Origin of the sequence: Cognatazoarcus halotolerans (assembly GCF_009800965.1) — a bacterium.
Taxonomy (GTDB): domain Bacteria; phylum Pseudomonadota; class Gammaproteobacteria; order Burkholderiales; family Rhodocyclaceae; genus Cognatazoarcus; species Cognatazoarcus halotolerans.
The window spans coordinates 134,501-159,907 of record NZ_WUAF01000007.1 but is presented as its reverse complement, the minus strand read 5'-3'; the positions used below and the strand labels follow the sequence as shown (position 1 = coordinate 159,907).

General features: G+C 63.5%; 18 protein-coding genes and 2 pseudogenes. 7 read left to right on the top strand and 13 right to left on the bottom strand.

The window, feature by feature from the left end:
• Positions 1-230 precede the first annotated feature (230 nt).
• Together GQB03_RS11150 and GQB03_RS11145 are read left to right on the top strand one after the other, a co-directional pair.
• Positions 231-410: a hypothetical protein gene (locus GQB03_RS11150; RefSeq protein ID WP_159688905.1), complete on the top strand. Its 180-nt coding sequence runs from the start codon at positions 231-233 to the stop codon at positions 408-410.
• Positions 411-656: 246 nt separating this feature from the next.
• Positions 657-2,276 carry a hypothetical protein gene (locus tag GQB03_RS11145; RefSeq protein WP_159688902.1) on the top strand — a complete coding sequence of 540 codons (1,620 nt, stop codon included), beginning with the start codon at positions 657-659 and terminating at the stop codon, positions 2,274-2,276.
• Here the strand turns inward: GQB03_RS11145 and GQB03_RS11140 are convergent.
• The 10 genes from GQB03_RS11140 to alaS are packed head-to-tail and all read right to left on the bottom strand — an operon-like array spanning position 2,260 to position 15,740.
• Positions 2,260-2,505, bottom strand: coding sequence for a NifU family protein (locus GQB03_RS11140; RefSeq protein ID WP_159688899.1), 246 nt, complete (start codon positions 2,503-2,505; stop codon positions 2,260-2,262). The two genes, GQB03_RS11145 and GQB03_RS11140, sit on opposite strands and share 17 nt — an antisense overlap.
• The gene (locus tag GQB03_RS11135; protein WP_159688896.1) at positions 2,492-3,442 is read right to left on the bottom strand and encodes a radical SAM protein; all 951 of its coding nucleotides are present in this window, start codon (positions 3,440-3,442) and stop codon (positions 2,492-2,494) included. The genes GQB03_RS11140 and GQB03_RS11135 overlap by 14 nt, the downstream gene beginning before the upstream one ends.
• A complete protein-coding gene (locus tag GQB03_RS11130; RefSeq protein ID WP_159688893.1) occupies positions 3,439-4,263 on the bottom strand; it encodes a class I SAM-dependent methyltransferase in 825 nt (274 codons plus the stop codon). The genes GQB03_RS11135 and GQB03_RS11130 overlap by 4 nt, the downstream gene beginning before the upstream one ends.
• Positions 4,260-5,474: a methyltransferase domain-containing protein gene (locus tag GQB03_RS11125; protein WP_159688890.1), complete on the bottom strand. Its 1,215-nt coding sequence runs from the start codon at positions 5,472-5,474 to the stop codon at positions 4,260-4,262. Before GQB03_RS11125 ends, GQB03_RS11130 begins: the two co-directional genes overlap by 4 nt.
• Positions 5,462-7,300 (bottom strand): radical SAM protein, encoded by a 1,839-nt coding sequence (locus GQB03_RS11120; RefSeq protein WP_159688887.1) that lies wholly within the window; start codon positions 7,298-7,300, stop codon positions 5,462-5,464. Before GQB03_RS11120 ends, GQB03_RS11125 begins: the two co-directional genes overlap by 13 nt.
• Complete coding sequence (locus GQB03_RS11115) at positions 7,300-8,979, bottom strand: carbamoyltransferase family protein (protein ID WP_159688884.1); 1,680 nt, start codon at positions 8,977-8,979, stop codon at positions 7,300-7,302. The genes GQB03_RS11120 and GQB03_RS11115 overlap by 1 nt, the downstream gene beginning before the upstream one ends.
• Positions 8,976-10,961 (bottom strand): B12-binding domain-containing radical SAM protein, encoded by a 1,986-nt coding sequence (locus GQB03_RS11110; protein WP_159688881.1) that lies wholly within the window; start codon positions 10,959-10,961, stop codon positions 8,976-8,978. Before GQB03_RS11110 ends, GQB03_RS11115 begins: the two co-directional genes overlap by 4 nt.
• Positions 10,951-12,222: a DegT/DnrJ/EryC1/StrS family aminotransferase gene (locus GQB03_RS11105; protein WP_159688878.1), complete on the bottom strand. Its 1,272-nt coding sequence runs from the start codon at positions 12,220-12,222 to the stop codon at positions 10,951-10,953. Before GQB03_RS11105 ends, GQB03_RS11110 begins: the two co-directional genes overlap by 11 nt.
• A 16-nt stretch (positions 12,223-12,238) precedes the next feature.
• A complete protein-coding gene (locus tag GQB03_RS11100; RefSeq protein ID WP_159688875.1) occupies positions 12,239-13,048 on the bottom strand; it encodes a DUF6282 family protein in 810 nt (269 codons plus the stop codon).
• A gap of 58 nt (positions 13,049-13,106) precedes the next feature.
• A complete protein-coding gene (gene alaS / locus GQB03_RS11095) occupies positions 13,107-15,740 on the bottom strand; it encodes an alanine--tRNA ligase (RefSeq protein ID WP_159688872.1) in 2,634 nt (877 codons plus the stop codon).
• A 549-nt stretch (positions 15,741-16,289) separates the two neighbouring features.
• On the opposite strand from alaS, the gene GQB03_RS11090 reads away from it, so the two are divergent.
• Both GQB03_RS11090 and GQB03_RS11085 read left to right on the top strand, forming a co-directional pair.
• On the top strand, positions 16,290-18,029 hold the full coding sequence (locus GQB03_RS11090) for an IS1634 family transposase (RefSeq protein ID WP_159688869.1): 1,740 nt from the start codon (positions 16,290-16,292) through the stop codon (positions 18,027-18,029).
• An 880-nt stretch (positions 18,030-18,909) separates the two neighbouring features.
• On the top strand, positions 18,910-19,992 hold the full coding sequence (locus GQB03_RS11085) for an IS630 family transposase (RefSeq protein ID WP_159688866.1): 1,083 nt from the start codon (positions 18,910-18,912) through the stop codon (positions 19,990-19,992).
• 147 nt (positions 19,993-20,139) lie between these two features.
• On the opposite strand, the pseudogene GQB03_RS11080 reads toward GQB03_RS11085, so the two are convergent.
• The 3 genes and pseudogenes from GQB03_RS11080 to GQB03_RS22970 all read right to left on the bottom strand — a co-directional run.
• A pseudogene (locus GQB03_RS11080) lies at positions 20,140-20,607 on the bottom strand (IS5 family transposase); the annotation flags it as partial.
• A gap of 349 nt (positions 20,608-20,956) precedes the next feature.
• A complete protein-coding gene (locus GQB03_RS22975) occupies positions 20,957-21,985 on the bottom strand; it encodes an IS110 family RNA-guided transposase (RefSeq protein WP_200832184.1) in 1,029 nt (342 codons plus the stop codon).
• An 87-nt stretch (positions 21,986-22,072) separates the two neighbouring features.
• A pseudogene (locus tag GQB03_RS22970) lies at positions 22,073-22,588 on the bottom strand (IS5 family transposase); the annotation flags it as partial.
• A 319-nt stretch (positions 22,589-22,907) separates the two neighbouring features.
• Between GQB03_RS22970 and GQB03_RS11070 the strand changes: the two are divergent.
• The 3 genes from GQB03_RS11070 (at position 22,908) to GQB03_RS11060 (ending at position 25,356) form a co-directional block, all read left to right on the top strand.
• Positions 22,908-23,339: a group II intron maturase-specific domain-containing protein gene (locus tag GQB03_RS11070; RefSeq protein WP_327516810.1), complete on the top strand. Its 432-nt coding sequence runs from the start codon at positions 22,908-22,910 to the stop codon at positions 23,337-23,339.
• 378 nt (positions 23,340-23,717) lie between these two features.
• Complete coding sequence (locus tag GQB03_RS11065) at positions 23,718-24,629, top strand: nucleotide-binding protein (RefSeq protein WP_159688863.1); 912 nt, start codon at positions 23,718-23,720, stop codon at positions 24,627-24,629.
• A gap of 82 nt (positions 24,630-24,711) precedes the next feature.
• Positions 24,712-25,356: an RluA family pseudouridine synthase gene (locus GQB03_RS11060; RefSeq protein ID WP_159688860.1), complete on the top strand. Its 645-nt coding sequence runs from the start codon at positions 24,712-24,714 to the stop codon at positions 25,354-25,356.
• Positions 25,357-25,407: the final 51 nt, after the last annotated feature.

The window sequence follows — 25,407 nt, the reverse complement described above, 5'->3', positions numbered from 1 at the left end:
CCCCCTGCGCGTCCACTGGGCGCAGCCCATCTCTGGCCTGCATGCGAAGGTGTCCGTACTCGTCGGGTCGATCGCGGCATGGCGAGCGAGCGCATCGCAACACGCGGCGTACGCTCGCTCGACTCACCGGCTCACTGGATCAGCGGGTTGTCGGATTGCATCCTGTGATGCCCTTCCCACCTGTCCGACAATGGAGTATCCTCGTCGCGCCTGCAGAAGGGAGAAATCACATGGCCGAGAACAAGGAGCCCACCACTGCCGAGCGTGACCTGCTGGTCCAGCGGCTGGAAGTCATCTCGCAGATCTACGAGGCAGAGCGGATGCGAAGTGACGCAAAGATGAGGCTCGCCAAGATTCACGCGCAATTGACGAAAGCGGGTCTGTTCGACGGAATGCGTTCGGACTGGTAGTCGGATCGCACCAGATACGTCTTGGGCTCATCCGAGGTCCGTCACGGTCGGGGCGGCGGGAACGCGCTTCCCACCATCGCAGTCGTCGGAGATGATGAGCTCATCATCAGGGAAGATGGGACTCCGATCTGGCCGCTGTCTTCGCGCGCGGAGGCCGTAAACCTGGCCCGACTGGCCTCGCTTTTCGGAGCGACGCTGGAAAGCTGCGCGGGAGGTCTAGCGGCCCCGCCCCCGAGGAAAGATCACGTGGTTATCGGGCTGGGCGCCGCGTCCGCTCACGCCAGTCGCCTGTATGCTCACCTCACGGATCGAACCTGCCGCTTCGCAGACGACCTGAATGAAATCGACCCCGCGGCGGTGGACGTCGTCGTGGCGACGGCGGACAGGGTGGATGCCCAGCTCCTCAAACATCTTTATTGTCCGCCTGCACGCTCGGCATCGCGTGGCCGCGCGCCCGGGCTGATCTTCAGCGCCGCTCCCGACTCACTTAGATCCCAGGTTCTCATCCGAGCGGCGGCGAGACAGCTGTCGCGCTCCTCTTCGACTGCCGCAAATCGAGTGGACGTCCTCTCCGAGGCCGAGTTCGCTTCGGAAACTCTTCCCAACTGGCGATTGCTCGGCGCGAGCGCCGCCCCGGAGGATCTGCTCGAAGGACTCCAGGCCGGAGCCACGGTTCTGGTGATCTCCTCTCACGCAGACGGCGTCGATGCGCGGCTGAGCGCGTCTCAGACACTCTGTCCCGCCGAGACCTGGCGCGCCGCCGGTTTCGCATCGGCGCCGCGATGTGCGCTGACGGGAACGTGTCACAGGCACGCGACGGACCTCGCCTCCGCAAGATTGCGCGGACACGCCGTAGCACCTGCGCTCCTTCGTGCGCAATTCCTGCTCGCAGATTTCTGTTGCGGATTTCTGGATCCCGCTTCGGTGGTGGGTCCGGAATGGCGGCTGATCGATCCGTTGCTGGATAACGCGACGCTCGGCGCGGTTGTCACGCGATGGAAGATCGACGTCACGAGCTGGTCGCAGAGGATCCGCGCCGCCGACTTGTTCTGTCGCGGCCGCCAGGTCGGTCACGCACTGGCTTCGGTTAATGACGCGTCCGCAACCAACGGAACGGGCGAGGCGTTCTGTTTGTTTGGCGATCCGGAAATGGAGCTGCCGCCTTTGCCGCGGTGGGAAGCCGAGATTGAGTTCGCTCCGTCGACGCCGTCCTCCACACCTCCGCCCGACTCTGTCACCACATCGGGTGGAATGCCGTTCCTCATCACGGTGATGAAGAGCCTTCTGGAGCACGATGAGCTCGCCGTTCGCTCCGCAGCCCGATCGGCGCACACCCTGCTGGAAACAGGATGCAACGGCGAAAGTCTTGCAGAAGCGGTACTGAATGCAGTCCGGTGTGTCGGAAGCTTTTCACGCGCGTGGCTCCCCTGCGCCCACATGGAGTCTGCGTCGAGCCGCACCATCTGCTGCAGAGTATGCACAAGCCCAGCAACCAGCGTCGCGCTGCGAGCATGGCCGGGTCATTATCGCGACATCGTCACCTGTGCCCGATGCGGGATCGTCGCGGACGCGCCCGCGGCCTCCGCGCTACCGGACTTCTCGCTCTCGCCTGACGGCACCGCAATTCTGGACATGAAGCACGCGACCGCGTGTGAGGCCGGTGGAATATATCTGCGCTCGCATCAAAGAAGCGACGCGCGGTGGCTGCCCTTGGATCTCGACGGCCGAGCACGCGCCTTCAGGATCGATCTCGCACCACACCTCGCCCACATGCGCGGGCCGGTCGTCGCGACGTTGTACCTCATCGACGGATGCGATGTCGTGGAGCTCTCGATTCCTTTCCGTGCGCCTACGGCCCCCAGCTGATTTCCAGCATCGAGCCGAGAGATGAGCGCAGTGCCGCCTCGATGCCGTACCGCTGAGTCATGGGCCGGCTCGAGCAGTATCGGCAGCTGCCCAGCACTTCGAGCCGCAGCGCCCAGCCCTGAATGGAAACGAGACGCACACCGCCGCCATCGAGCTTCAACGCGGGGCGAATTCCATCGAGGATACCCTCAACTTCGACGCGCTCGGGCGGACGGTCAGCGGTAAGCACTCAGGCATTCCTCCCTGAAGCAGGGCGCGCGACGCAACTCTTCGTGTCCATCCACGCGGGAACGGACGGCGCGAACATCGGCATCGCTCGCGATGTGGCCGCACACCAGGTCGAAACGAAACAGGCACGGGTGGAAGTAGCCGTCCGAGTCCACGATCAATAGCGGCCCAGTCGGACAGAAGTCCGGGCGCGCGCCCATCACATACACATCGCGCACGAAGCGCAGGTACCGCAACAGCTTCCACGGATTGCTGTAAACCTCGAAGTCCGATTCGGCGGTGAAGTCCGTTCTGGCCACGAGCGACTCGAGCTCGGTCAGCAGGCCGTTCCAATCGCCTTCTGCCATGCGCCCGGCGGCGGCCGATTGATAGCCCTTCACGTCGTGCGGCAGGTAGAGCGGCTGAATCTTCATTCCGGCGCCAAGCTGACGCACTCTTTCGTGAGACTCCGCCATGTAGAGCATGCTTCGCTGGGAAATGATGAAGATGATGCCGACCCCGATGCCGGCTTCGCGCAAAGCTGAAACCCACTCTGTCTGGCGTGCAAACACGTGCTCGTACTGATCGCGGTTGCGTATCCACGCCAGCTCGTTCAGCGAGATCCGCACCTCGTCGAGCCCCGCCCTGGCGAGGCGGGCAATGATCTGCGGCGTGAACAGGTGACCGTTCGTGAACAGCGCCGTCTTCAGGCCCAGCGCATGCGCGTCGCCCACCACTTCCGGCGCATCCGAGCGCAGCAGCGCTTCGCCGCCGGAGAAAAAGCCCTTCTCGTAGCCCTGCTCCTTCAGCTGCCCGAACAGAAACTGCAAGCGCTCGCGGCTCATCGCATCCTGCTCCTTGCTCTTTACGATCTTGAGCGGATCGAGCTCGTTGTAGCAGTGAGGACACGCCAGATTGCAGCGATTGGTGAGAATGACGAAGAACGGCTTCTCGATCATGAGCGCACCGCGGGCCGCGTGGCCGAGCAGAAGAACAGGGTGCTACAGCATGATGGAAGCAGGAACGCCAGCCGCGTCGCCACGGTCTGCAGGAGCCACAGCGGCGCACCGGCGGGAAAGAACGCGTTCACCGCGCCGGACTGCGGGAACGACAAACCCGCGCGCAAGAACACCCGCTTCAGCAGCCAGGGCGTGTAGAAACGCTCGCTGCCCTTCGATCGGCTGCGCAGCATGCGATAGAGCAGCGTGGGCGCCAGCAGATTTGGAAGCACGACCATCACGACGCCACCCGGGCGCGTCGCGCGAATCATCGTTCGGAGCATCTCGGAAGCCGTGTCCGGCGGATAGTGCTCCAGCACGCCGGAATTGAAGGTGACATCGAAGGGTCCCATTGCGCGCCCATCCATGAGGTTGCGGGTCTCGAACGAACACTGCCCCGCGCAGCCGAGGTGCTCGGCAAGCGCGCGCGCATAGCGAATCGCCGCCGCGGAACCGTCGATGAGGACCGGGAACGCGCCGCGCTCCGCCATGCGCAGAGTGGCATAACCGCCGCCGCATCCCAGCTCGGCAACCACCTTGCCGCGCAGGGAGCCGCCCGCACACCGCTCGACACTCTCGATGACTCTCTCATAGAGCCAGCGCTTTCCCACGGTGTGATGCTCGAAGAACCGGCCTGTACGCTGAGCGGATTCTAGACGCGCGGACCAGTGCGCATCCCATGTGGCAATTTCGTCGTGCTCCAGTCTCGGCTGGAACACGCGATCAATGAGCCTGCCGATCGTGCCGTGTGCCGCCTCGAGGCTGTCTCCAAAACCGCTCATGCGTTCGGCTTGCGGGCTTTGATGATGAGAGTGTAGGGCTCGCGCGAGAGCTTCTCGTGTCGCCGCGCATAGTATTCGCTGTAGTATGGCGAGCGCGCCAGCTCAGCGATCAGCACCGGCAGCGGTTCCAGCAATTTCTCCACCACCAGTTCCGCGTCTGCAATCGCCTTCAGAATCGCCGGAACCGAATGCAGATGATGATAATAGGGCATCGGCTGCAGTTCCGGAAAATCCCACGTGCGCGCGCAGGTCTGGGAGGCGAACCAGTCAGCGACGCACGGCTGGCCGGAGAGCCCATGCTCGTGCCGTGACGGGTGATCGGTGGACAGCACGAACTCTCCTCCCGGACGCAAGCTGCGCGACACCGCCTTGAGCACAGCGCCAAGATCCGCGACGAAGGCGATCGAGAAAACCGATAGCACGACGTCGAACGGACCGGCTCGGTCGAACGGTGCCGCGGACATATCGGACTGCAAGAGCTCGAAGCGGGAATCGAGACGTGCACGGGCCCGTTCGATCTGAGCGGCGCAGAAGTCTACTCCCATTCCGCCGACGGCGCCCATGCGCCGCAGAGCCGACAAGTTGTGGCCGGCGCCGCAGCCGAGATCCAGAACCCGCCCACCTTCCACCTGGGTCAGGAGGTGCAGGCTGGATTCGCCTTCGATCAGCGGACCATAGTGCACTTCGTTCTCGGAGATCCTGACGTCGTTGTCGTAGTGACTGGCCACCAGATCCCACATCGCGTGGTTGAGCGCAACACCGAGGCCCTGTATACCGGCCTGAACCAGCTGCTCGACCCACCGCCGGCTGAAGGTGCTTTGCTCGGGCACCGCCCGCCGCAGCGCGCACGCCTCGATCTCGGACGATTCGATTCCGGCTGATGTCTCTTCGGAAATCTGCCCGGCAACGAGGTACGCCGTCGAATGTACCCGTGATCTGTCGGCCGACAGGTTGTCGATACGCGCGACCTCGATCGCGCTCTGCAGGCGCAATCCCGTCTCCTCGCGAAATTCGCGAGCGGCTGCAACCCGGACTGATTCCGCATCCTCGACCGCACCGCCTGGCAGCTCCCACGCGCGGCCTGGTTCCGACGAGCGCACGAAAGCGACGCGTCCATCGGCCGTCACGCCCACCACGATTACATACGTGCATTGATCCGCAATCGCGCCCAGCGGCGATGGATGCGTCAGGACGGGTATCACCGGCTGCATGCAGCAGTCCGCTCGCGAAACGAGACCAGAACCTTTCGCTCGGCCAGCACGTCGGTCCGATCTACGACGCGCCACGGAACGATGCCTTCCATTGGACGCGAGCCGGAGAGGTCGTCCCATGACAGGCCGCATTCCGCCAGCCATTCGGTGAGCTGCATCCGGCCGGGTTCGACGCCGCGCGCACGCGAGCGCGTCAGGAGCTCGATGAGCGGCCCGATGCGCCGATCCGCGCGATTGATGAGCATCTCGATGATGAGCCGCTTCTCCGGAAGCGGCACGACTTCCACCTGACGCTGGTAGCGTTCGAAGCCGACGCGCCGGATGAGACCGTCCGCGATCTCGCGCAGATACTGGTTGTATTGCTCCATCGACGGCATCGCCATGCGCTGACACGCGGTGCCCGGCGTCGGAATGAGCGGATTGATCTTCATGATGACCTTGCCGCCCGCGGGCTCGATCCGGGCCAGCAGCGCGGCCGTCAGCGCGGAGATCTGATCGCGATCCTCCGCTGTTTCGGACTCGAAGCCGACGATGAAATAGAGTACGAAATGGTGCACGCCCTGTTTGGCGGCGAGATCGACGGTGTTCAGCATCCGCCATGGATCGACTTTTCGCCGCATCCGCCTCATGAGGTCGCGTGAGCCGTGCTCGGGCGCGAGCGCCATGTATTTCATCGGCGCGCCGTTGGTGTACAGCAGATAGGTGTGACTGAAAGCCTGCAGGCGACCGAGCTTCGCGAGCACGTCCGCCGACACTTCGTCGAACCGTACCGAGCCGATATACACCTTCACCGGCTTGCCGCTCGCGTCGACGCGATCGCCGATGCCTGACAACAGATTTTCCACTTCGCTGTGCTGGGTCAGCGTTGCGGAATTGATAATCAGCGTGCGGATCCCGCGCTCCAGGTATTCATCCACGCGCTTCAGTAGCGGCCCGATGGCGAACTGCCGGTAGTCGATCTCGGAAATCTGGCAATAGGAACAGCTGTGTTTGCAGCCCTGGGTCGGTACCAGCACGGCCGTTTCACCGTCGCTGACGAGGCTCGACCGACTCCATTCCTCGTCGGGGTCGACAGCCGGCTCGACCGTTGCAGGTGCGAGAAGGCTCTCGATCGATGTCACGCTACCCCCTGCATAGTTGAACCGGTAGAGCGACGGCACGTAGAGGCCCTTCTTGTCCGGGATCCGCTCGAAGACTTTCTTGGCCGTGGGGCGTTCGCCTTGCCGACGCAGGTCGTGCAGGGCACTGACGATCCTGGCGGTCAGCGCGCAGCCGTCTCCCACGCAGAACAAATCGCAGTAGTCCGCAAAGGGCTCCGGATTGCAGCATCCGGGCCCGCCGGCGAGCACGAGTGGAAAATTTCCGGCCGCACGGTCCTCACGCCGCGGCGGGACTCCGCCGAGGCGCAGCAGGTTGAGCGCCGACGTAATGGCATCGGGATTCGTGAGACTGATGCAGATGAGCTGCAGGCGATGCAGCGGGATCTGCCGTTCCAGCGTGGCGAGAGGTGCGTTGAGCACCAGGTCCGGCTGGATCAGGCCTTCCTCGGTGGCAAGCGGGTCGTACACGAACACGCGATCCGCGATGCCCGGACAATCGGCCCTGCGATTGATGCGGTGATAGAGCGAGAGGTGCCCGAGCGCGACGAGGCTGAACTTGTAGGTGAAGTGACTGAGAATCCCCACGTCGATCGCCGTTTCTGGCTTCGCCACGTGATGCGGCGGATCCACGAACCATTGCTCGCGCGCCATCGTCTCCCGCATCCAGTCGCGCAGATCCTCGCGCACCGTTCCACCCTGAACATTTTCCTGGAGATTGGTTGGCATCAGGAAACCTCGCGCGTGACGATGATGTCGTGCAAGACCAGCGCGTCCATTTCGGTCGAGCAGAATGTGCGGACCGCATCCCGTGGCGTCTCGACGATCGGCTCATTCGCGTCGTTGAATGACGTGTTCAGCAGCACGGGAACCCCGCTGATTTCCCCGAATCGCTGCAGCACCGCGTGAAGGCGCGGATTGTCGTCGCGGCTCACCGTTTGCACGCGCGCGGTGCCGTCTACGTGTACCACCGCGGCGATCTGTGCAGCGACCTCATTCCGGGCGCGAGCGACCACGGTCATGGTGGGGCACGGGCTCGTGAGGTGGAAGAAACGCGAGGCGTGTTCCCACGGCACGACCGGCGCAAACGGCCGGAAGGATTCGCGATGCTTCACCCGCATGTTCACATGATCGCGCATGCGCGCCGCGCGCGGATCCGCAAGGATCGAGCGATTGCCGAGCGCGCGCGGACCCCACTCGCTCCGTCCCTGAAACCACCCGACCACCGAGCCGCCGGCGAGCAGTTGAGCCGCATCGCCGATCACGTCCTCGCTGATGCGCCATTTCAGATCGGCCGCATCTCCCTCCAGCGCCGCAAGGCACTCTGCGCCCGAATATCCACCGCCGAGATAAACACCCGCGCCGGGTAGCGTGACCCGTTCCTCGCGGCCGAGCAGATCGTGCCAACCGTAGAAAACGTTACCCAGACTCTGGCCCTGATCGCCCGAGTTCGGCTGCACGTAGAGTCGATCGAGAGGAACTTCATCGAGCAGCCGCCGGTTCGCCACGCAGTTGAGTGCTACACCTCCGGCGAGACACAGCGAGCGCAATCCAGTGACTTCGACCCAGTGGCGAACCTTGTGAAGCAGAGCATCTTCAAGCTGCTGTTGCAGTGCCGCCGCCAGGTCGTGCCACAGGTCCGAGAGCGGCGTGGTAGCCGGATCCCGCTGCGGCGGCAGTTCATGGCCGAACTCGGCGAAATATCGTCTGATCTCCTGCGACGAATTCTGATAGTCGTTGCGTAGCGGGCAATGCAGTCGCCCCCCGTCGAGGCGCTGGATGAGAGGCACGTTCGCGAAGCGACCCGGATCGCCGAACGAGGCAAGGGCCATTGTCTTGCCGGCATTGAGATAACTGCCGAACCCGAGGAACCGCGTGAAGTTGCCGTACAACTCGCCGAGGCTCACGACGTCCTCGGCTTCCATGTCGCGCTCGAGCAGCGTGACCTTGCTACCCTCCCCCTTGTAGACGGTGAGGCGCTCCATCGTGTTTCGCCACAACTCGATGTAGCGCCGTTTGCCGATAATATTGCCTTCGTTGTCGGCTACCAGGATGACGGCCGCATCGAACCCGGATGGAAAGTAGGCCGAGAACGCGTGTGAGAGATGATGCGAGGGCACCATCTCCAGGCGGCGCGCCGCCGAAAAGCCGAGGTCGCCGAAGAGCTCGAGTCGCGCTTCCTCGCCATAACTGCTCACGGCAACGAGATCGAGATCGGCAACGCGCAAGCCCGCCGATTGCAGGAGCCAGTCGACCGCGCGGTCATATCCACCGCAATGCTTGTTGCGTGTGAATCGCTCTTCAGCGATCGCGCCATGCAGTGTGCCGTCGACTAGCAGCGCGGCTCCACCGTCGCGCGCGGAGGCGTTGCTCGCGTTCTGGCCGACGTTGATTCCTAGAACGTTCATTGAACGCTCGAGGGAATCGGTGAGGATACTGCCGGTAACACGTCGCACGGCCGCGGCCCGCGCCGCCCGGCATGCAGGTCCGCGATGATGTCGCGGATCAGACGGCTGAAATCATCCAGATTGAGAGGCGCTTCCACTTCGCGTGTGCCCACGAAAGCGCCCCGCTCGATCAATGCGGTGACTCGCGCCATGGCCTCGCGCGCGACGAGCTCGTCAAACTCCGCGCGCAGCGCTTGTAGGATCTCCGCGGAAGATGTGCGCGACCACAGGCGCAGCACCGCGCGTTCCGCGCGCGACATCTCATACCACGTGCTGCGGGCCGGATCGTAAACGCGACTGAGCGTCTCGCCATGATTGAGATCGACGAAGCGAACCCAGGGGCGCTCGAGATCCGCCAGACCCGCGCGATGAATGAGGTCCCACGCGTCGTGACGGAGCCGTTCGAGCACCTGCTGGTGTGCGGCCACGACGCCGATCAGCATGGCTGCGTCGCATTCCTGCTCGTCATTCAGCCAATTCGCCACCCGCAGATAGACTGCGAAGTGCGCCGCCCCGAACGCCTTCCACAATTGCGTGCAGGCTTCGTCTGCCGCGCGATAGGCCTCACGCTCGCGCGCACTACAGAAGCAGAGCCGATACGACAGGGCGCGCAGGGGCGCGAACGTGGGCCCTTCGAACCGCAGCAACCCACCCGCAAACCGGCACAACGCATAGATGTTGGGATGATCGAAGTAATAGTCGTAGCCCGCGCCCGCTTCGAATGCGCGCCCGAGAACCGACATATTCTTTTGAACCGGCGTACCGGCCTGCAATTCGAGCGGATACGTGCTGTGCCGGATCAGGTTGTCGATCGACGTATGAATGACCGTCGGTGCCATGACGCGGTCACGCAGCGTGCACAGCTCCTCGATTGCTTCCTGCACGGTCATGAAGGGGTCGAACATGATGAACCCGATCTTCGCGAAGATGCCGAAGCGATCCAGGATGTCGAAGGCCCGGAAATTCTCGTCGGGCTTCACGCCCTTGTTGAACAGTTTCAGACGTCGCTTCTGGAAGCTCTCGATCCCGAGGTATACGCCGACGAGCCCGCTGTCCTTCAGTCTCGCCACGAGGTCGTCATGAATGTCGTCCACGCGGCAGGTGATGGTGAACTCCATTTTCACACCATCTTCCTGGATCGCGTTACAGAACGCCTCCACGCGCGGTGCGCGTCTGCGGCCGGGAAGCATGAAATTGTCGTCGGGAACGAGATATCGAAGGATGCCGAAGTCACGCGCGAGCCGCGCCATCTCCCGCACCACCGCCTCCTCGTCGCGCACCCGGAAGCGGTCGCCCGCGGCACCGGTGAAAGCGACGATGGAGCAAAAAGAGCAGTTGGCGTAGCAGCCGCGCCCGGTGACGAGGTTCGCGGTGCCGCCCGCATCGAGAGTCTGGGAGAGGCAGTCTCGTATCGGCTCGAGGATCTCGTTGATCGCCGGCTGCGGCGCCAGCCCCCCGTTCACCATTTGTCCGTCGCGGACGTGACACACGCCCTGCAACTGGCGCCAGCCTTCGTCGTGGCGACGCAAGTGATCGACCAGCTTTGTGAACACCTGTTCGCCTTCGCCGCGAACGATGGAATCGATGTCCGGCGCCAGCGCGAACGTGCGTTCCGGATTGAGCGTCGCGTAGTAATTGCCCGCGCAGATGTGCCCGCTGAAGCCCGCGCGCCGAAGCTTGCGGACATATCTGGCGGAAGCGAGTGCGCTCGTCTCCAGAATCGACACGCCTACGCAGACGCGCGGATTGCAGGCAAGAGTGATCTCGACGAGCTGTCGCACGCTGAGCCCGAGCGTAAAGCCATCCAGCACGTCGACGGAGATGCCTTGTGCACGAAGCGCCGCTGCAAGGTAGCACAGGCCGATCGGTTCGCCCACTTCATGCGGAACCGACGGCGTGTCTTCCGTCGACGGCGGATTGATGAGGAGCACGTCAAGTCCCATGGTGTGTGTCTCCGCTCTGTCCGCGCTCCCATTCACCGAGCACGTTCAGGTTCTGATAAATCTTGCCGAGGGCCGCTGCATATCGCGCAATCCATTCCGGATTCCGCGAGAACAGCGTAGGAAGGCGCAGCAGAGTCGTCGCATGCTCAGTCGCGCCCGGAAAGTCAGCATCTTCACGAGGTCCGTCGACGCGGCCGGGCAGGCCCGAGCGTTCCGGCTCCCTGAAGAGCGGCAACCGAAACAGCGGCGGGCTGCCGACGGTGGAGGCATGTATGCCCTCCGCGCGCAGAGCGCGAACCACAGTCGCAACCGAGGGCGCACCTCGACTCGTCGGCCGCCAATGCAGGTTGAATCCATATCGCGACACGCGTTCCGCCCATGGCGGAGTCCGTTGCATGCGGTAGTCGACCTCGTTGCCGATCAACGAGCCGAGCAACGCATGATTCTCCGCCATCGCTTCGAGACGCGCGTCAAGGCGCGCGAGCTGCCTGCGCGCAACGCAGGCCGCGATCGTGTGAATCTTTAGATTGAGCCCGAGCGACGAATGCCGATAGGGCAACAGATCCGGGAGGGAGAGGTGATGCGGGTCTTTGCAGCGAAAGTAATGCCCGAGTGCAACAGCACGCTCGTACACGCGGCGGTCGGATGTGAGTAGTACTCCGCCTTCGCCGGCGGGTACCGCCTTGAGTTCGTGGAAACTCAGGCAGCCGACCGCACCGATCGAGCCGACCTCGCGCCCGCCGCAGCGGGTGCCAAAGGCCCGCGCCGCATCCTCTATCAAAGGAATTCCGCGCCGATCGAGATACGGCACGACGTCATGAAGTGCCGGCGGCAGGCCCCACGCATGTGCGAGCACGACCGCGCGTGTGCGTTCCGTCATCGCATTGCGAAGTTCTGGCAACCCGGGATTTCCCGTCTCCGGGTCTACGTCCGCGAACCGCACGACGAGACCGAGATGTAATGCGACCGCGGCGGTTCCGGGATACGTGATTGCGGGAACCACGATCTCTTCGCCGGGACGCAAGCCCAGGCCAAAAAGCGCCGAGTACAGGGCAGCGGTGCAACTGTTAACGAGTAAGGCATGCTCGCACTGGAAGCGCTCGCGTAGCTCCCGCTCCATCTCGAAAAGTGGACCCGATACGACCTCGTATGCGGAAAGCTCTTCCCGCCGCATGTGCTCCGCGACGGCGCTGAGATCGGACTCGTCGAAGCACGGCCAACGTGGGGGCCGTTCGGTGGAGATCGGCTCGCCGCCCAGCATGGCCAGAACCGCGCCGCTACTCATCGCTCAACACTCGCGCGGGCGTTGCGGTGGTCAGAGCGCGTAAGGTGGGCGCATCCAATCCGTGAACGGCCAATGCGTCCGCCACGTTAGCGTCGCGCCCGAATACGCCGAAGTCCGCAATCAGCGACTGTCCGAGCCCGACTTCGTGGATCGCCTCGACGATGCGCGACACGTCGAATGGCTTCGGATGATTCGGCACATAGCAGTGCTCGATGAAGACACCACGCCCTGCCATGCGCCGGATCGTCTCGAGCGAAAATCTGAGCAGCAGCGGATGATTGGAGAGAATCTTGCGGATGCCGTGGGCTAACGCCGCATCGACGAGCCGCTCGGCCTCGACGGGCCCAATGTGGCCTGTACCAATGACCATATCCCAGGCACGCGCGGCATCGAGTACTTCACACACTTCGGGCAAGAGGTTGCCGTCATCGTCCAGCAACCTGACTGCGCCATCCGCCGATTGAGCGTTGATCCGCCGATGATGTAGCGCATCGACAGTGGGCATCCAGACGAACTTGCCGCCGCGGCTGCCGCACACCGTCACCGCAGAAGGATTCATGCCGCCTGCGGGGCGGTCCAGTACGACGCCACCCCAAAAGCGCGGACCACCCGGAGATCTGGCATTGGCGAACTGTGCGACGGGCGCTGAATCAGGTCCGCCAGGCCATTTGATGACGACGTCGCGCAGCCCAACTTCGCGCGCGAGCTCCAGAAATTCCAGATTGGGCGCTTCGCTATGCAGCTCAATGGCGCCTCGCAGAGGAAAGCTCCCTGGCCTCACAAGTCCTTCCCTCGGTTCCATGAGTCCCTCTGCTCCGGCGCCCTCCATCCGATGAGGACTCAGAATTCCTTACTGGCGGCTAGCTGGTCAGCTTCATCGCCTCCGCGATGCGCGATGGAGCGTTCTGGATCAATGAATCCAGGCCCCCGGGCTTCGTTCCACCGCCTCGCGCCAAGTAAACGCTTCCGCCACCCCTGCCGTCAATATACGGCGCGAGCAAAGTCAGCAAACGGGAAGCGTCGTAATACGCCCCCTTCTGTTTCGAGACAGCCACCACGATGCTCGCCTTGCCATCCGACTCGCCCGCGAGCACGACGACGCCGTCGATGTCCGAGGCGATTCGCGAGGCTTCGCTGCCCAACGCCTCGGTCGGCGCATCCACGCGCGCGGCAACGAGTTTCACGCCATCCGGAAGGGCGACGGTCTGCGCGCGCGGATCGACATGCACTTTCCTGGAGCCGGGGTCGCTCTTTCTTTGATCATCCCCCTTCTTCACGAGTTGCTCGACTCTCTCCACCAGCTCGCGCGGAGTCGCTCTCAGCCGGGCCGCCACATCCTTCAGCAGCTGGTCCTGATCTAGGGTGTATTCCACTGCCGCTTCGCCTGTGACCGCGACGATACGGCGCACGCCGCTCGCGACACTCGACTCGGACAGGATGCGGAACAGGCCAATTTCGCCCGTCGCTGTAACATGCGTGCCACCACAAAGCTCGGTGGACGCCGGTCCGAACCTCAGCATGCGCACTTCGTCCCCGTAGCTTTCACCGAAGAACGCCAGCGCACCGCTTTCGACCGCCTTCGCATAGGTGGTAAGCGAGATTTCGCACTTGAAGTCCTGGCGGACGAACTCGTTGACGCGCCGCTCGACGGTCCGCAGCTGTTCCGGTGTCACTTTGGACGGATGCTCGAAATCGAAACGGAGGCGCTCCGCGTCCACGAGGGAGCCCGCCTGGCGAACATGCGTACCGAGCACTTCACGGAGCGCCGCGTGCATCAGGTGCGTGGCCGAATGATTGGCCATCGTCGCACGTCGCCCCTGTTCATCTACTGACAGGCGAATGGCATCGCCTTCGCGCACCGCCCCGCTGACGATTTCGGCGCGGTGAACGTGTACGCCGCCCACCTTACGCGTATCGAGCACGCGGATTTCAGCGCCATTCGCGCCCTGAATCCGCCCGTGGTCGCCGATCTGTCCACCACCCTCGGCATAGAACGGCGTCCTGCTCGCGAGGAGATCGATCTGCGCGCCGGCGGTGGCCTCCTTCACCGGGACGCCCGCCTGCACGAGCGCTAGCACCTGCGCATCGGCATCCATGACCTCGTAGCCGACGAACTCGCTGACGCGCCCGGCGAGCGTTCGAGTCACCAGCGCGCCGTCCTCGAGCCACGTCTGACCCGCGTTCTTGTCACTTGCGCGTGAGATCTCCTGGTGTTTCTGGAACTCGACGTGATAGCCCTCTTCATCGATGGTGCCGCCCTTCTCCTTGACGAAGTCGCGCGCGATTTCGACCGGAAGACCGTAGGTGGCGAACAGCGAGAATGCATCCTTGCCGCTGATCGTGAATGGACCGTTTGCGCGACTCAGGTGGTCGAGCCGCTCGAGCCCCTTGCCGATCACGCGCTCGAACTCGCGGATTTCCTGCACGAGCCCGGTAACGATCTTGTCCTTGCGCTGTTTCAGGAGCGGATAGTGGTGATGAAAGCGCCGCACCACGATATCGATGAGGCCGGGATAATCGAAATTCCGCACCCCGGCCCGCTCGACCAGCGCCACACACTTGCGGATCAGCCGACGCGGAATGTACGAGCGCCCTTCATTCCCCGGCGACACCCCCTCGCTGAGGATGAACGAAGTCGCGCGTATGTGATCGGCGATCACCCGGCAGGCCTCCTCGGGGAATGAGGAGCCGACTCGCTCCTTCACGCCGCCCATGAGCTCGCGGAAGAGGTCGGTCTCGTAGACCGACTGCGCGTCCTGCAGGACCAACGCCATGCGTTCGAGGCCGGAACCCGTATCCACGCTGTTGAACGGCAGGCGGCCAAAGCTACCGTCCGCGCGTTTGTCGAGCTGCATGAACACGCCGGCGTTCCATACCTCGATGTAGCGCCGCTTCGTGTCGAACTCGCCGCCCGGCACGTATTTGGGACCATACGCATCACCCGTATCGAAGAACATTTCGGTACAGGGGCCGCACGGTCCGGTCTCGCCGGCCGGCCCCCAGAAATTGTCTTCGCCCAGATAGACGATGTGATCGCGTGCCACCCCGACCCGCTCCCACGCGCGCGCCGTCTCGTGGTCGGGCTGCAGCCCGAGCTCCGCATTCCCCGAATACACGGAGACATACAGCTTATCCTTCGGAAACCCGAAGGTATCGACGATCAGACCGTATGCCAGCTCGACGGCCCGATCCTTGAAGTAGCGGCCGATCGACCAGCTGCCAAGCATCTCGAAGAAGGTCAGATGATGACGGTCGCCCACATCATCAATATCTCGAGTGCGAATGCAGGGCTGCACATTGCACAGGTCGGGGTGCGGCGGACGGCTCGCGCCTGTGAAGTAGGGCTTGAGCGGCGCCATACCGGAGTTGACGAACAGGAGGGTCGGATCGTTCTGAGGCAGGAGCGACGAGCCCTGGATCTTCTGGTGATCCCGTCTCACAAAATAATCTAGGAAAGCTTCGCGGATATCGTCGCTGCTCGCGAACTTCGTCATGGCTCTGAAAAACCTCGCAATGGTGAATCGACTGCCGGAATCAACGCCCGTTAAGCACCAGATCTCTGGAAGGTCTGAGTCCAGTTGCTGAACTGGTATTGAACCGGGGCTGGCCGCGTCCCGTCAGGTCGGACGCTTCTGACAGTCGGTGCCGCGGAGGTCGGAGAGTATCGTTTCATCTCTCTCCCTTCCTTCGCACTCATCGGGTGACCTCGCCACGAACTCCTTGCTCGCTTCCGGCCGGCGCCAGCAAGTGAGCGGTTGGCTGCGCTCATTCTAGCCTGGATCCGCGAGGCCGTCATCAACCTTGATGATGCGACGTGCAACTGCGCCTTCTGACAATGCGCCGAACTGCGGACATCCGCCCGCGGCCGCGGGCCATCGAGTGCACAGCGCTGTGCCGCCGTCTAGACCGAACTTTGACCCCCTGAAATAGCCGGAACCCTTGCACGATGCGGGTTCCGGCTATTTTTCTGGGTAAATTTGTACCCATGTAAATACCCGCTTCAGGTCTTGCTTTTTCCGCTTCGCTGTAGCATGGTAAGGACCATGTACATCGAAGCCATCCGCAATCGAAATTCGCCTCCAGCGGTCCTGCTTCGCGAGGCATTCCGGTGCCAGGGCAAGGTCAGAAAGCGCACCCTGGCCAACCTGTCGTGCCTGCCTGCGGAGGTCATCGAGGGCCTGAAGGTGCTCCTCAAGGGCGGTGTAGCCGTACCCAGCGCAGAGGAGGTCTTCACCGTCGAGCGCTCGCTGCCGCACGGTCACGTGGTGGCTGCGCTGGGCAGTGCAAGCGCGTGTGGCGCTCCGGACTGGTTCGCCGCCGCGCCCGAGCGGTTACGCAAGGTGCTGCTCGCGATGGTGGTTGCACGCATCGTGTCGCCCGGCTCGAAGCTCGCCACCCACCGCATGCTCAGCGACGAGACGGCGGCGCACTCGCTGGGGCGGGTGCTGGACCTGGGGCAGATCGAACCCGAGGAGTTGTATCGCGCCCTCGACTGGCTGCACACGGCGCAGCCTGGCATCGAACGTCGCCTGGCACGCAAGCACCTGGCGGGCAGCACCCTGGTGCTCTACGACCTCACCTCGACCTGGCTCACCGGCCGCTGCTGCCCGCTCGCCGCACGCGGGCATTCGCGCGACGGCAAGCGCGATGACCCGCAGATCGTCTTCGGTCTGATCTGTGCCGCCGACGGCTGCCCGGTGGCGGTGGAGGTGTTCCCCGGTAACACCGCCGACCCGGCCACGGTGGCCGCGCAAGTGGCGAAGCTCAAATCGCGTTTCGGTATCGAGCAAATCGCCTGGGTGGGCGATCGGGGCATGATCACCTCGGCGCGCATCACCAACGTCCTCAAGCCCCATGGGATGGACTGGATCAGCAGCCTGCGCGCGCCCCAGATCGCGCAGCTCGCGCAGGAGCACGGCCCGTTCCAGCCGTCCCTGTTCGACGAGCGCAATCTGCTCGAACTCACCAGCGAGCACTTCCCCGGCGAGCGCCTGGTGCTCTGTCGCAATCCCTTGCTGGCCGAGGAGCGTGCGCGCAAGCGCGCCGAACTGCTCGCGGCCACCGAAGCCGAGCTGGCCAGCGTGGCCGCGGCGGTGACGCGGGCACGCAACCCGTTGCGGGGCGCTGCGCAGATCGGCCTGCGCGCGGGCCGCTCGATCGACCGCTACCACATGGCCAAGCACTTCGAGCTCGCCATCACCGACACGAGCCTGAACTGGGTGCGCAAAGAGGACAAGATTGCCGCCGAAGCCGCGCTCGACGGCTTGTACGTCATCCGCACCAGTCTCGGGGCCGAACAGCTCGAGGCCAATGCCGCCGTGGCCGCCTACAAGAGCCTGTCACAGGTCGAGCGCGCCTTTCGTTCGATCAAGACGGTCGACCTGCAGGTGCGCCCCGTCTTTCACTACAGCGCCGAGCGGGTGCGCGCATACGTCTTCCTGTGCATGCTGGCGTACTACGTCGAATGGCACATGCGGGCGCGCTTGAAGCCCATGCTGTTCGATGACGAGTTCATCGATGCCGCGCACGCCACCAAGCCCTCCGCCGTGGCAAAGACCCCGCGATCGACCCACGCGAAGGCCAAGGACGCCACCGGGCTCGCCGACGATGGCATCCCCGTCCACAGCTTTCGCACCTTGATGCGGGATCTCGGCACGCTCGCCTACAACATCACCCACACGGCGCTCAACCCAAAGGCCAAGATTATCCTCACCACCCGGCCCACACCGCTGCAGGAAAAAGCCTTCTCGTTGCTCGGCGTCAACCCCACGCGTACCCAGTAACCGACCGCCCGCTGAGCATTTAACTCATAAATATCAGTGACCTACTTGAGCACCGAGGTCAAAGTTCGGTCTAGACCGCCTGGCGCAAGGACTCATCATCCGCGCCCTGGGCAGGTGCACGCGGCCCTGCTGAATGAACAGACCGGATTCGCCGCGGACGAACCCCGCGGCGATAGTGTTCATGAACAGGACCAGCCGAACCGCAGAGCTCCGAGTGCCTCCAGACTCGCCTGGCGCTTGAGATTTAGGGAAACCGTCGACCATAGCTCCATGGCCTGGCGCACCACGCACGTGTTCTACGAACCCCTGGACTTCCTGGCGCGCTTGGCACCGGCGTGGCCGATGTCGCGTATACCGGACCCGACCACACCAAATCCCCTGCACTGCGCGGCGAGGACAATCGCGCCTACGAATTCGCCGACCACAACGCGCTTCGCACCCGGCCGGCGATCGTCGCCGAATATCGCGCGTTCCTCGATCAGGCTTCCGCCGAGTGGGGGGCCCCCACGCCAGTCACTGCAGGGGGCCCGCAAGCCGTAGCCACCAGGCGGCCAGTGCCTGGCTCCGTACCCGGACGCGGCACTCAGCCGAGCCGTTCCTCGCGATTGCGGTTGTGACCAGGAGCGTTGGTATCGCCCGTTGGACCAGGGCTCAAGCGGCGGGCGGATCTGACCGGACGTCCGCTTCAGAGCGTTCAAAGTGCACCCTCAAACGCCGCAATCTGGCCGAGCAAAGCCCTTGACGCCGAGTGGCCGAAGGGCCGCTCCGGGTGTGCGCCGTGCAAAGGCGGCGTTTTCTAGTGTCATGAGTTGTAAATTCATTGAACAGCTGGCTCATCCGCTTGTCTCCCATGCCGTACGATTGGCGGTGGGAGGCAGCGATGGGCAGACCAAAGGCCGAGATTGTGCTGAACGAGAGCGAGCGCGAACAGCTCGAAGCCTGGATGCGTCGGCGTAAGACCGCGCAGGCGCTCGCGTTGCGGTCGCGGATCATTCTCGAGTGTGCGACGGGTGTCGACAGCAAGGTCATCGCGCAACGCCTGTCGGTGTCGCAGCAGATGGTGTCGAAGTGGCGTAACCGCTTTGCCGCGAATCGGCTCGATGGCCTGTTCGATGCGCCGCGCTCGGGGGCGCCGCGAACGATCGACGATGCCCGCGTCGATGCGGTGATTGCCAGGACGCTCGAGACGGTGCCGAAGAATGCGACCCATTGGAGCACGCGCAGCATGGCGCGCGAGATGGGGTTGTCGCAGACGGCGGTCAGCCGCATCTGGCGCGCCTTCGGCCTGCAACCGCATCGGCAGGAAACCTTCAAGCTCTCGACCGATCCCCTGTTCGTCGACAAGGTCCGCGACATCGTCGGGCTGTATCTGGATCCGCCGCTGAAAGCGATGGTGCTGTGTGTCGATGAGAAGAGCCAGATCCAGGCGCTCGACCGCACCCAGCCGATCCTGCCGCTGGCGCCGGGACTGCCAGAGCGGCGAACGCATGACTACATGCGCCACGGCACAACGACTTTGTTTGCCGCACTCGATGTCGCCACCGGCGAAGTCATCGGGGAACTGCACCGACGCCACCGCAGCAACGAGTTTCTCACCTTTCTGCGCACCATCGAAGCCAACGTCCCGGCCGATCTCGACATCCACCTGGTGATGGACAACTACGGCACGCACAAGACGCCGAAGGTCAGAAGTTGGTTTGCCCGTCATCCGCGTTTTCACGTTCATTTCACCCCGACCTCGGCCTCCTGGATCAACCAGGTCGAACGCTGGTTTGCCGACCTCACCGAAAAGCAGATTCGTCGCGGCACCCACCGTTCCACCCGTCAACTTGAGCAGGCCATTCGCGACTACCTTGCTCGCTACAACGATGATCCCAAACCATTCGCATGGACCAAATCAGCCAACGAGATTCTCGCAAGCATTGAACGATTTTGTCTGCGAATTTCCAACTCACCACACTAGGGAAGCGCTGAACAAATCGGTTTCAACGGGCGCCGGACCGGCCACGAGCGAGAATCAGTGAAGATCTCTTCAACCCATTGGCATTTTTCACCCGAGGTGATGCCGTCCGTGGGCATTTGGCCCCGCTTTTTGCGCCCTGGCGGCCCATCAGGACGCACCTCGGGCATGAAGCGCCAACAACGGCCGTCGCGCCAGCACCAGATTGGCCAAGCCGAAGAGGGAGAACAACTGCGCCTCGTTCTTGGCCAGGCCGCCGTAGCGCGTCTTCCTGTGCTTGAAGAGGTTCTTCGCGACGTGGAACGGATGCTCGACCTTGGCGCGGATGCTCGCCTTGGCGCGCTCGAGCTTCTCGAGCAGCTTCCCCAGCCGGTTCTTCGGCAGCGCCTTGCGCTTGCCGCGCTTCATGGCCACGTGCCAAGTCGCCTTGTTGTCCCGATTCTCTTCGCGCTTGTCGACGCCCTGATAGCCCGCATCTCCGAGCACCTCCGTCTCCTCGCCGTGCAACAGCTTGTGCGTCTGGCTCACGTCGCTCACGTTGGCCGAGTTGGCGACCACCGCATGCACCAGGCCCGACTCGGCGTCGACGCCGATGTGCGCCTTCATGCCGAAGTACCATACATGGTCGCCCCTGTTTGCCAAGCCCTCAATCGATGACAGTAAGCAGGTGAAGATTGCAGCCATACATCCGGACTTTCGATCGAGGCTGCCGCCTCTGTCCCTGATGGAATACGCTGGCCGGGCTCTCATCACTGGTCTGCACTCGAGGTGCTTGGTACTTCGCAGAGTTTGCCGACCACGGTCTTACCTGTCTCGCCATCACGTCATGTTTGCCTATGCAATCGGTGGAGATGCTCCTTTCCAACTTTGTTGCCGTTGCGCTCCTATGCGGCAGGGTTTTCCATGGCGCCGGTTGCCGGCGGTCCCTCTGTCACCGGAGGCCAGCGGCACGGTGGGAAGCCCGTCTTCATGCCACCATCCCGTAGTTCGCCTCGTAATCCCGGTCACGCGCCAGCAGCGCCCAGATGATGCGGGCGTTCTTGTTCGCCAGCGCCACCGCCGCCACGTTCTTGTTGCGCCGGCCCATCAACTTCGCCAACCAACTCTCCGCGTGATCCACCTTGCGCGCGGCCGCCTGGATCACCGATCGGGCGCCGTGGATCAGCAGCGTGCGCAGGTAAGTGTCACCGCGCTTGCTGATGCCAAGCAGCACCTGCTTGCCACCACTGGAGTGCTGCCGAGGCACCAGCCCCAGCCAAGCCGCCAGTTGTCGAGCGTTCGCGAAACTCTTTGCGTCCCCGATCGACGCCACCAGGGCGCTGGCCGTGATCGGACCGATGCCCGGAACCCGTGCCAGTTTCTTGCTTGCCTCGTCTTCTCGGTGCCAGATCTGGATCTGAACCTCCAACTCGGCCACTCGGCAGTCCAACTCCTTCAAGTGATCTCCCAGTTGCCGCAGCAACTTGCGGAACACGCCAGGCAGATCGTTCCCCGCATCTTCGAGGATCTCCGGCAACTGCTTGGCAACGTGCCCGATCCCTTGAGGAATCGCGATTCCATATTCTCCCAGCAGCCCACGGATTTGATTGGCCTGTGCCGTGCGTGCCTTAACGAAGCCTTGTCGAGCCCGATGCAGCGCCAAAACCGCCTGCTGCTCCGTGTTCTTGATCGGAACAAAGCGCATGTTGGGTCGGCCGACCGCCTCACAAATCGCCTCGGCGTCCGCAGCATCGTTCTTGTTCGTCTTGACGTAGGGCTTGACGAACTGCGGGGCCATCAGTTTCACACGATGCCCGAACGCTTCCAGCTTCCGCCCCCAGTGGTGAGCACTGGCACAAGCCTCCATGCCAATCAGACACGGCGGCAAGTTAGCGAAGAACGGCAGAACCTGATGGCGCCTCAGCTGCTTCTTCAGCGCCGCCTTGCCCCTCGCGTCCACGCCGTGCACCTGGAACACGCTCTTTGCCAGGTCGATCCCAATCGTCGTAATCTTCATTTCGGTCGCCTCTCCTGGTGGGTGGAACATTCGCATTTCCACCTTGGCACTTCGATGCCGTTTCGGGAAGGGGCGACCATCCCATTACTGGTTGCCTTTCTTCGTCTGATGCATCTCGGGGTCGCGCGCCTTGGCGCGGTTCTTGGTCGAAGGGGGCGCGGCGATGAGCGTCGCATCGACGATGGTGCCTTCGCGCATCATCAGCCCCTTCTGGGCGAGGTGGATCTTGATGACTTCGAAGATCTTGCGCGTGAGCGCGTGCGTCTCGAGCAGGCGGCGAAACTTCAACAGCGTGGTCGCATCGGGCGCGGCCTCTCGGGCCAGGTCGATGCCGACGAAGCCGCGGATCGCCTGGCTGTCGTAGATCGCGTCCTCGATCCCTTCGTCCGACAACCCGAAACACTGCTGCGCCACGTACATCCGGAGCATGCGCGCTACACCTGCCGGCGGCCGACCGCGGCCTTCGCCCTTCGGATAGAACGGCTCGATCTCGGCCACCAGCGCCGGCCAGGGCGTCACCGCCTCGATCTCCGCGAGGAACCGGTCGCGCCGCGTCTGCTTCTTCTTGGCGGCGTACTCAAGGTCGGAAAAACTCGATTGCATGGGCTCGGATGTCATCGAAGGCGGACAGCTCACATTATCTCAGGCGGATGCCCGGCAAGGCCGAAATGCCAAAGAAATAATCAGCGTTTCCCTAGTCTAGTGGGTGAAAGCCCCACCCGGTGAAGTGCTCCCGCCGGCAGCAACCGGAGCAGTCATGGAGGTAACGAAATGGCTGAAGCCTTCGGATAGCGGGCCACAAAATTGGTGGCAGCACGAGTGTGCAGGCCGTAACGCGAGTGAACGCTGAGTAAGCCTCGAAAAGGACGATGCACAGGCCGACCCGCCGACCCTATCGGGGAAGGCTGATACGGCGGAGCGGATGAGCAAGGGAAGGACCGCCCGTCGCTGTGCCGGGGCAGTGGCGACAGCATGTACCCAAAGCGCACGCGACACGGGAAGCCCCATCACGTGGCCAGGGATGACCAACCGGACGCTCGTGAGAGAAAGGTCCGGGCGCCCGGCGCATGGTCGAGAAGGTCCATGCGCTGACCGACCTGAGGACGGTGTGGCAAGAGACCACGTGGAGCTGGTGGGCAAATTGAACCGCGCGCTGCGCGGCTGGGCGAACTACTTCGGTGTAGGGACCGTCAGCCGAGCCTATCGTGCGCTCGACACCTACACGACAACGCGGTTGCGCCGGTGGTTGCGCAACAAGTACAAGCTCAGGCGACGCAGGGGCGGGACATATGGGCTCACGGGCACGAACGGCTGCTTCTTCTTCGCCAGTTGTTCCGCGGAAGGGCCGCTTTAGAAAGCCTCGGCCGGCAGGTAAGGGTCGATCCCGGAAGCTCGTTACGCGGGCAAGCGGTCACCCTTTCCGCATAATGTCGCGGCGAGCCGGACAACCGCAACGGCCGACAACCTGTCTGTAATTCTGCGATACGGCATCAAGCACAAAGACTCCCCACGGCCCTCCTGACCCGCCGCGCACGCTGTTCAGCCATCGTCAGCCAAATGCTTACGACCGCCTCATAAAATCCCGTGTCCTCCCGAATTCCAGCGCCTATGCTGGAATCGTGCCGCGAATCGATGCAGGGAGCGGCCCGGCACAGCTCGTGTCCAGCGCGACTAGGCCTGGAGTTCGCCGGATTGTCAGGGGTCGTGCGCCATCAGCCGTGGAGGTCGGATCATGGGTATCACTCGTCGAATCTATGTCAGCCTGGCTGCAGACCCGTGGTTGCCGCCGAATCTCAACGATCTGAAGTGGGGTATCGTCGAGGAGATCGAGAAGCTCGGTTATACGCCCGAGATATTCACCAACCCGAAGGGCATGCCCGGTCTGGCTTCGGCCAAGGCGTGGAATCCGCGTGACGCAGAAGAAATCGGCCGGCGCTGCGTCGGGGCGGCGATTCTTGGGATGCCGCGTTGGCGCTTCCAGGATGGCAATGGCGAGGCGGTGTTGCTGCCCACCGAGTTCAACCATTATGAAGGGGCGCTGGTCCGGACCCTTGGCTTGCCGACCCTGGTGCTGGTGCAGGGGGACATGCTGCGCCGGGTGGTGTTCGACAGCAGCTTCGGCGGCTACGTGGGGCAGTACGCGGCGGATTCCGATGTGAGCTGGTTGCACACTGCCGAGTTTCGGGTGCCCTTCAATTACTGGAAGGCGCAGCTCGAGGAGCGCCGCGACATCTTCCTGGGCTATTGCAGCAGCTCGTCGGCGACGGCCGCGGCAATCAAGCGATATCTGACCAGCCTTGGTGCGCGCGTCCTAGACTGGCAAAGCGACTTTATTCCCGGGCGCACCATCATCGACCAGATCGAGCAGGCTGCGGCGCGCTCCATCGGCGGCATCTTCCTGTTTACCAAGGACGACGATCTTGCCAACCCGGACGGTGCGACGCATTCGGTGCCGCGCGACAACGTGGTGTTCGAGGCAGGCTATTTCAGCGGCCTGAAAGGCAAGCGCAACGTGCTCATCGTGCGCGAGGTCGGCTCGAAGATGCCGGCCGATCTGGGTGGCGACATCTATGCATCGCTGGTGGACAAGAAGGACATCGCGCCGATCGAAAGGACGCTTGCCGCCTTTCTCGGTGCAATGTGAGTCGCACGGCAGCTCGACGACAATCCGCTCCGCAATTGGTGGCGTTGACGCGGCAGCTCGTGTTTCGCGCCACAATCGCGCCATGCCTGCCCTCGCCCCCACCATCGTCTTCGCCGACGCCCATCTCGTCGTCTGCGACAAGCCTGCCGGCCTGCGCTCGATTCCGGCCGGCGGCGAGGGGCGCAAGGACTGCCTGGCGGCGCGCATCCGGGCGATTCATGCGGACGCACTGATCGTGCATCGGCTCGATACCGCAACCTCGGGGCTGGTGCTGTTTGCACGCGGGGCCGAGATGCTGCGGCGGATGAATCGCGGATTCCGGCAGCGGGTGGTGGGCAAGCAGTATGTCGCGGTGGTGCATGGCCATGTGGCGGAAGACGCGGGTGAGATCGACCTGCCGCTGTGCGCCGAGCCGGGCCGCAACCCCTGCCAGATGGTGGATTTCACGCACGGCCTGCCGGCGCTCACGCGCTACCGGGTGCTCGAGCGCAGCGGCGAGGGTGAGGCGGCGCTGACGCGCCTGGCACTCAAGCCGGTCACCGGCCGCACCCACCAGCTGCGGGTACACCTGATGAGCATCGGCCATCCGATCATCGGCGATCCGCTCTACGCACCGGCCGACAGCCCCGCCCGCCACGGCAGGATGCATCTGCATGCCGCGCAGATCGCCTTTATCCATCCTCATCGCAGGGTTGCGGTCAGCTTCGCCAGCGCGGTACCGTTCTGAGCATGTCGCCTGCGGGCGCACCATCGCTGAGTACCCTGCACGCACCCTGCC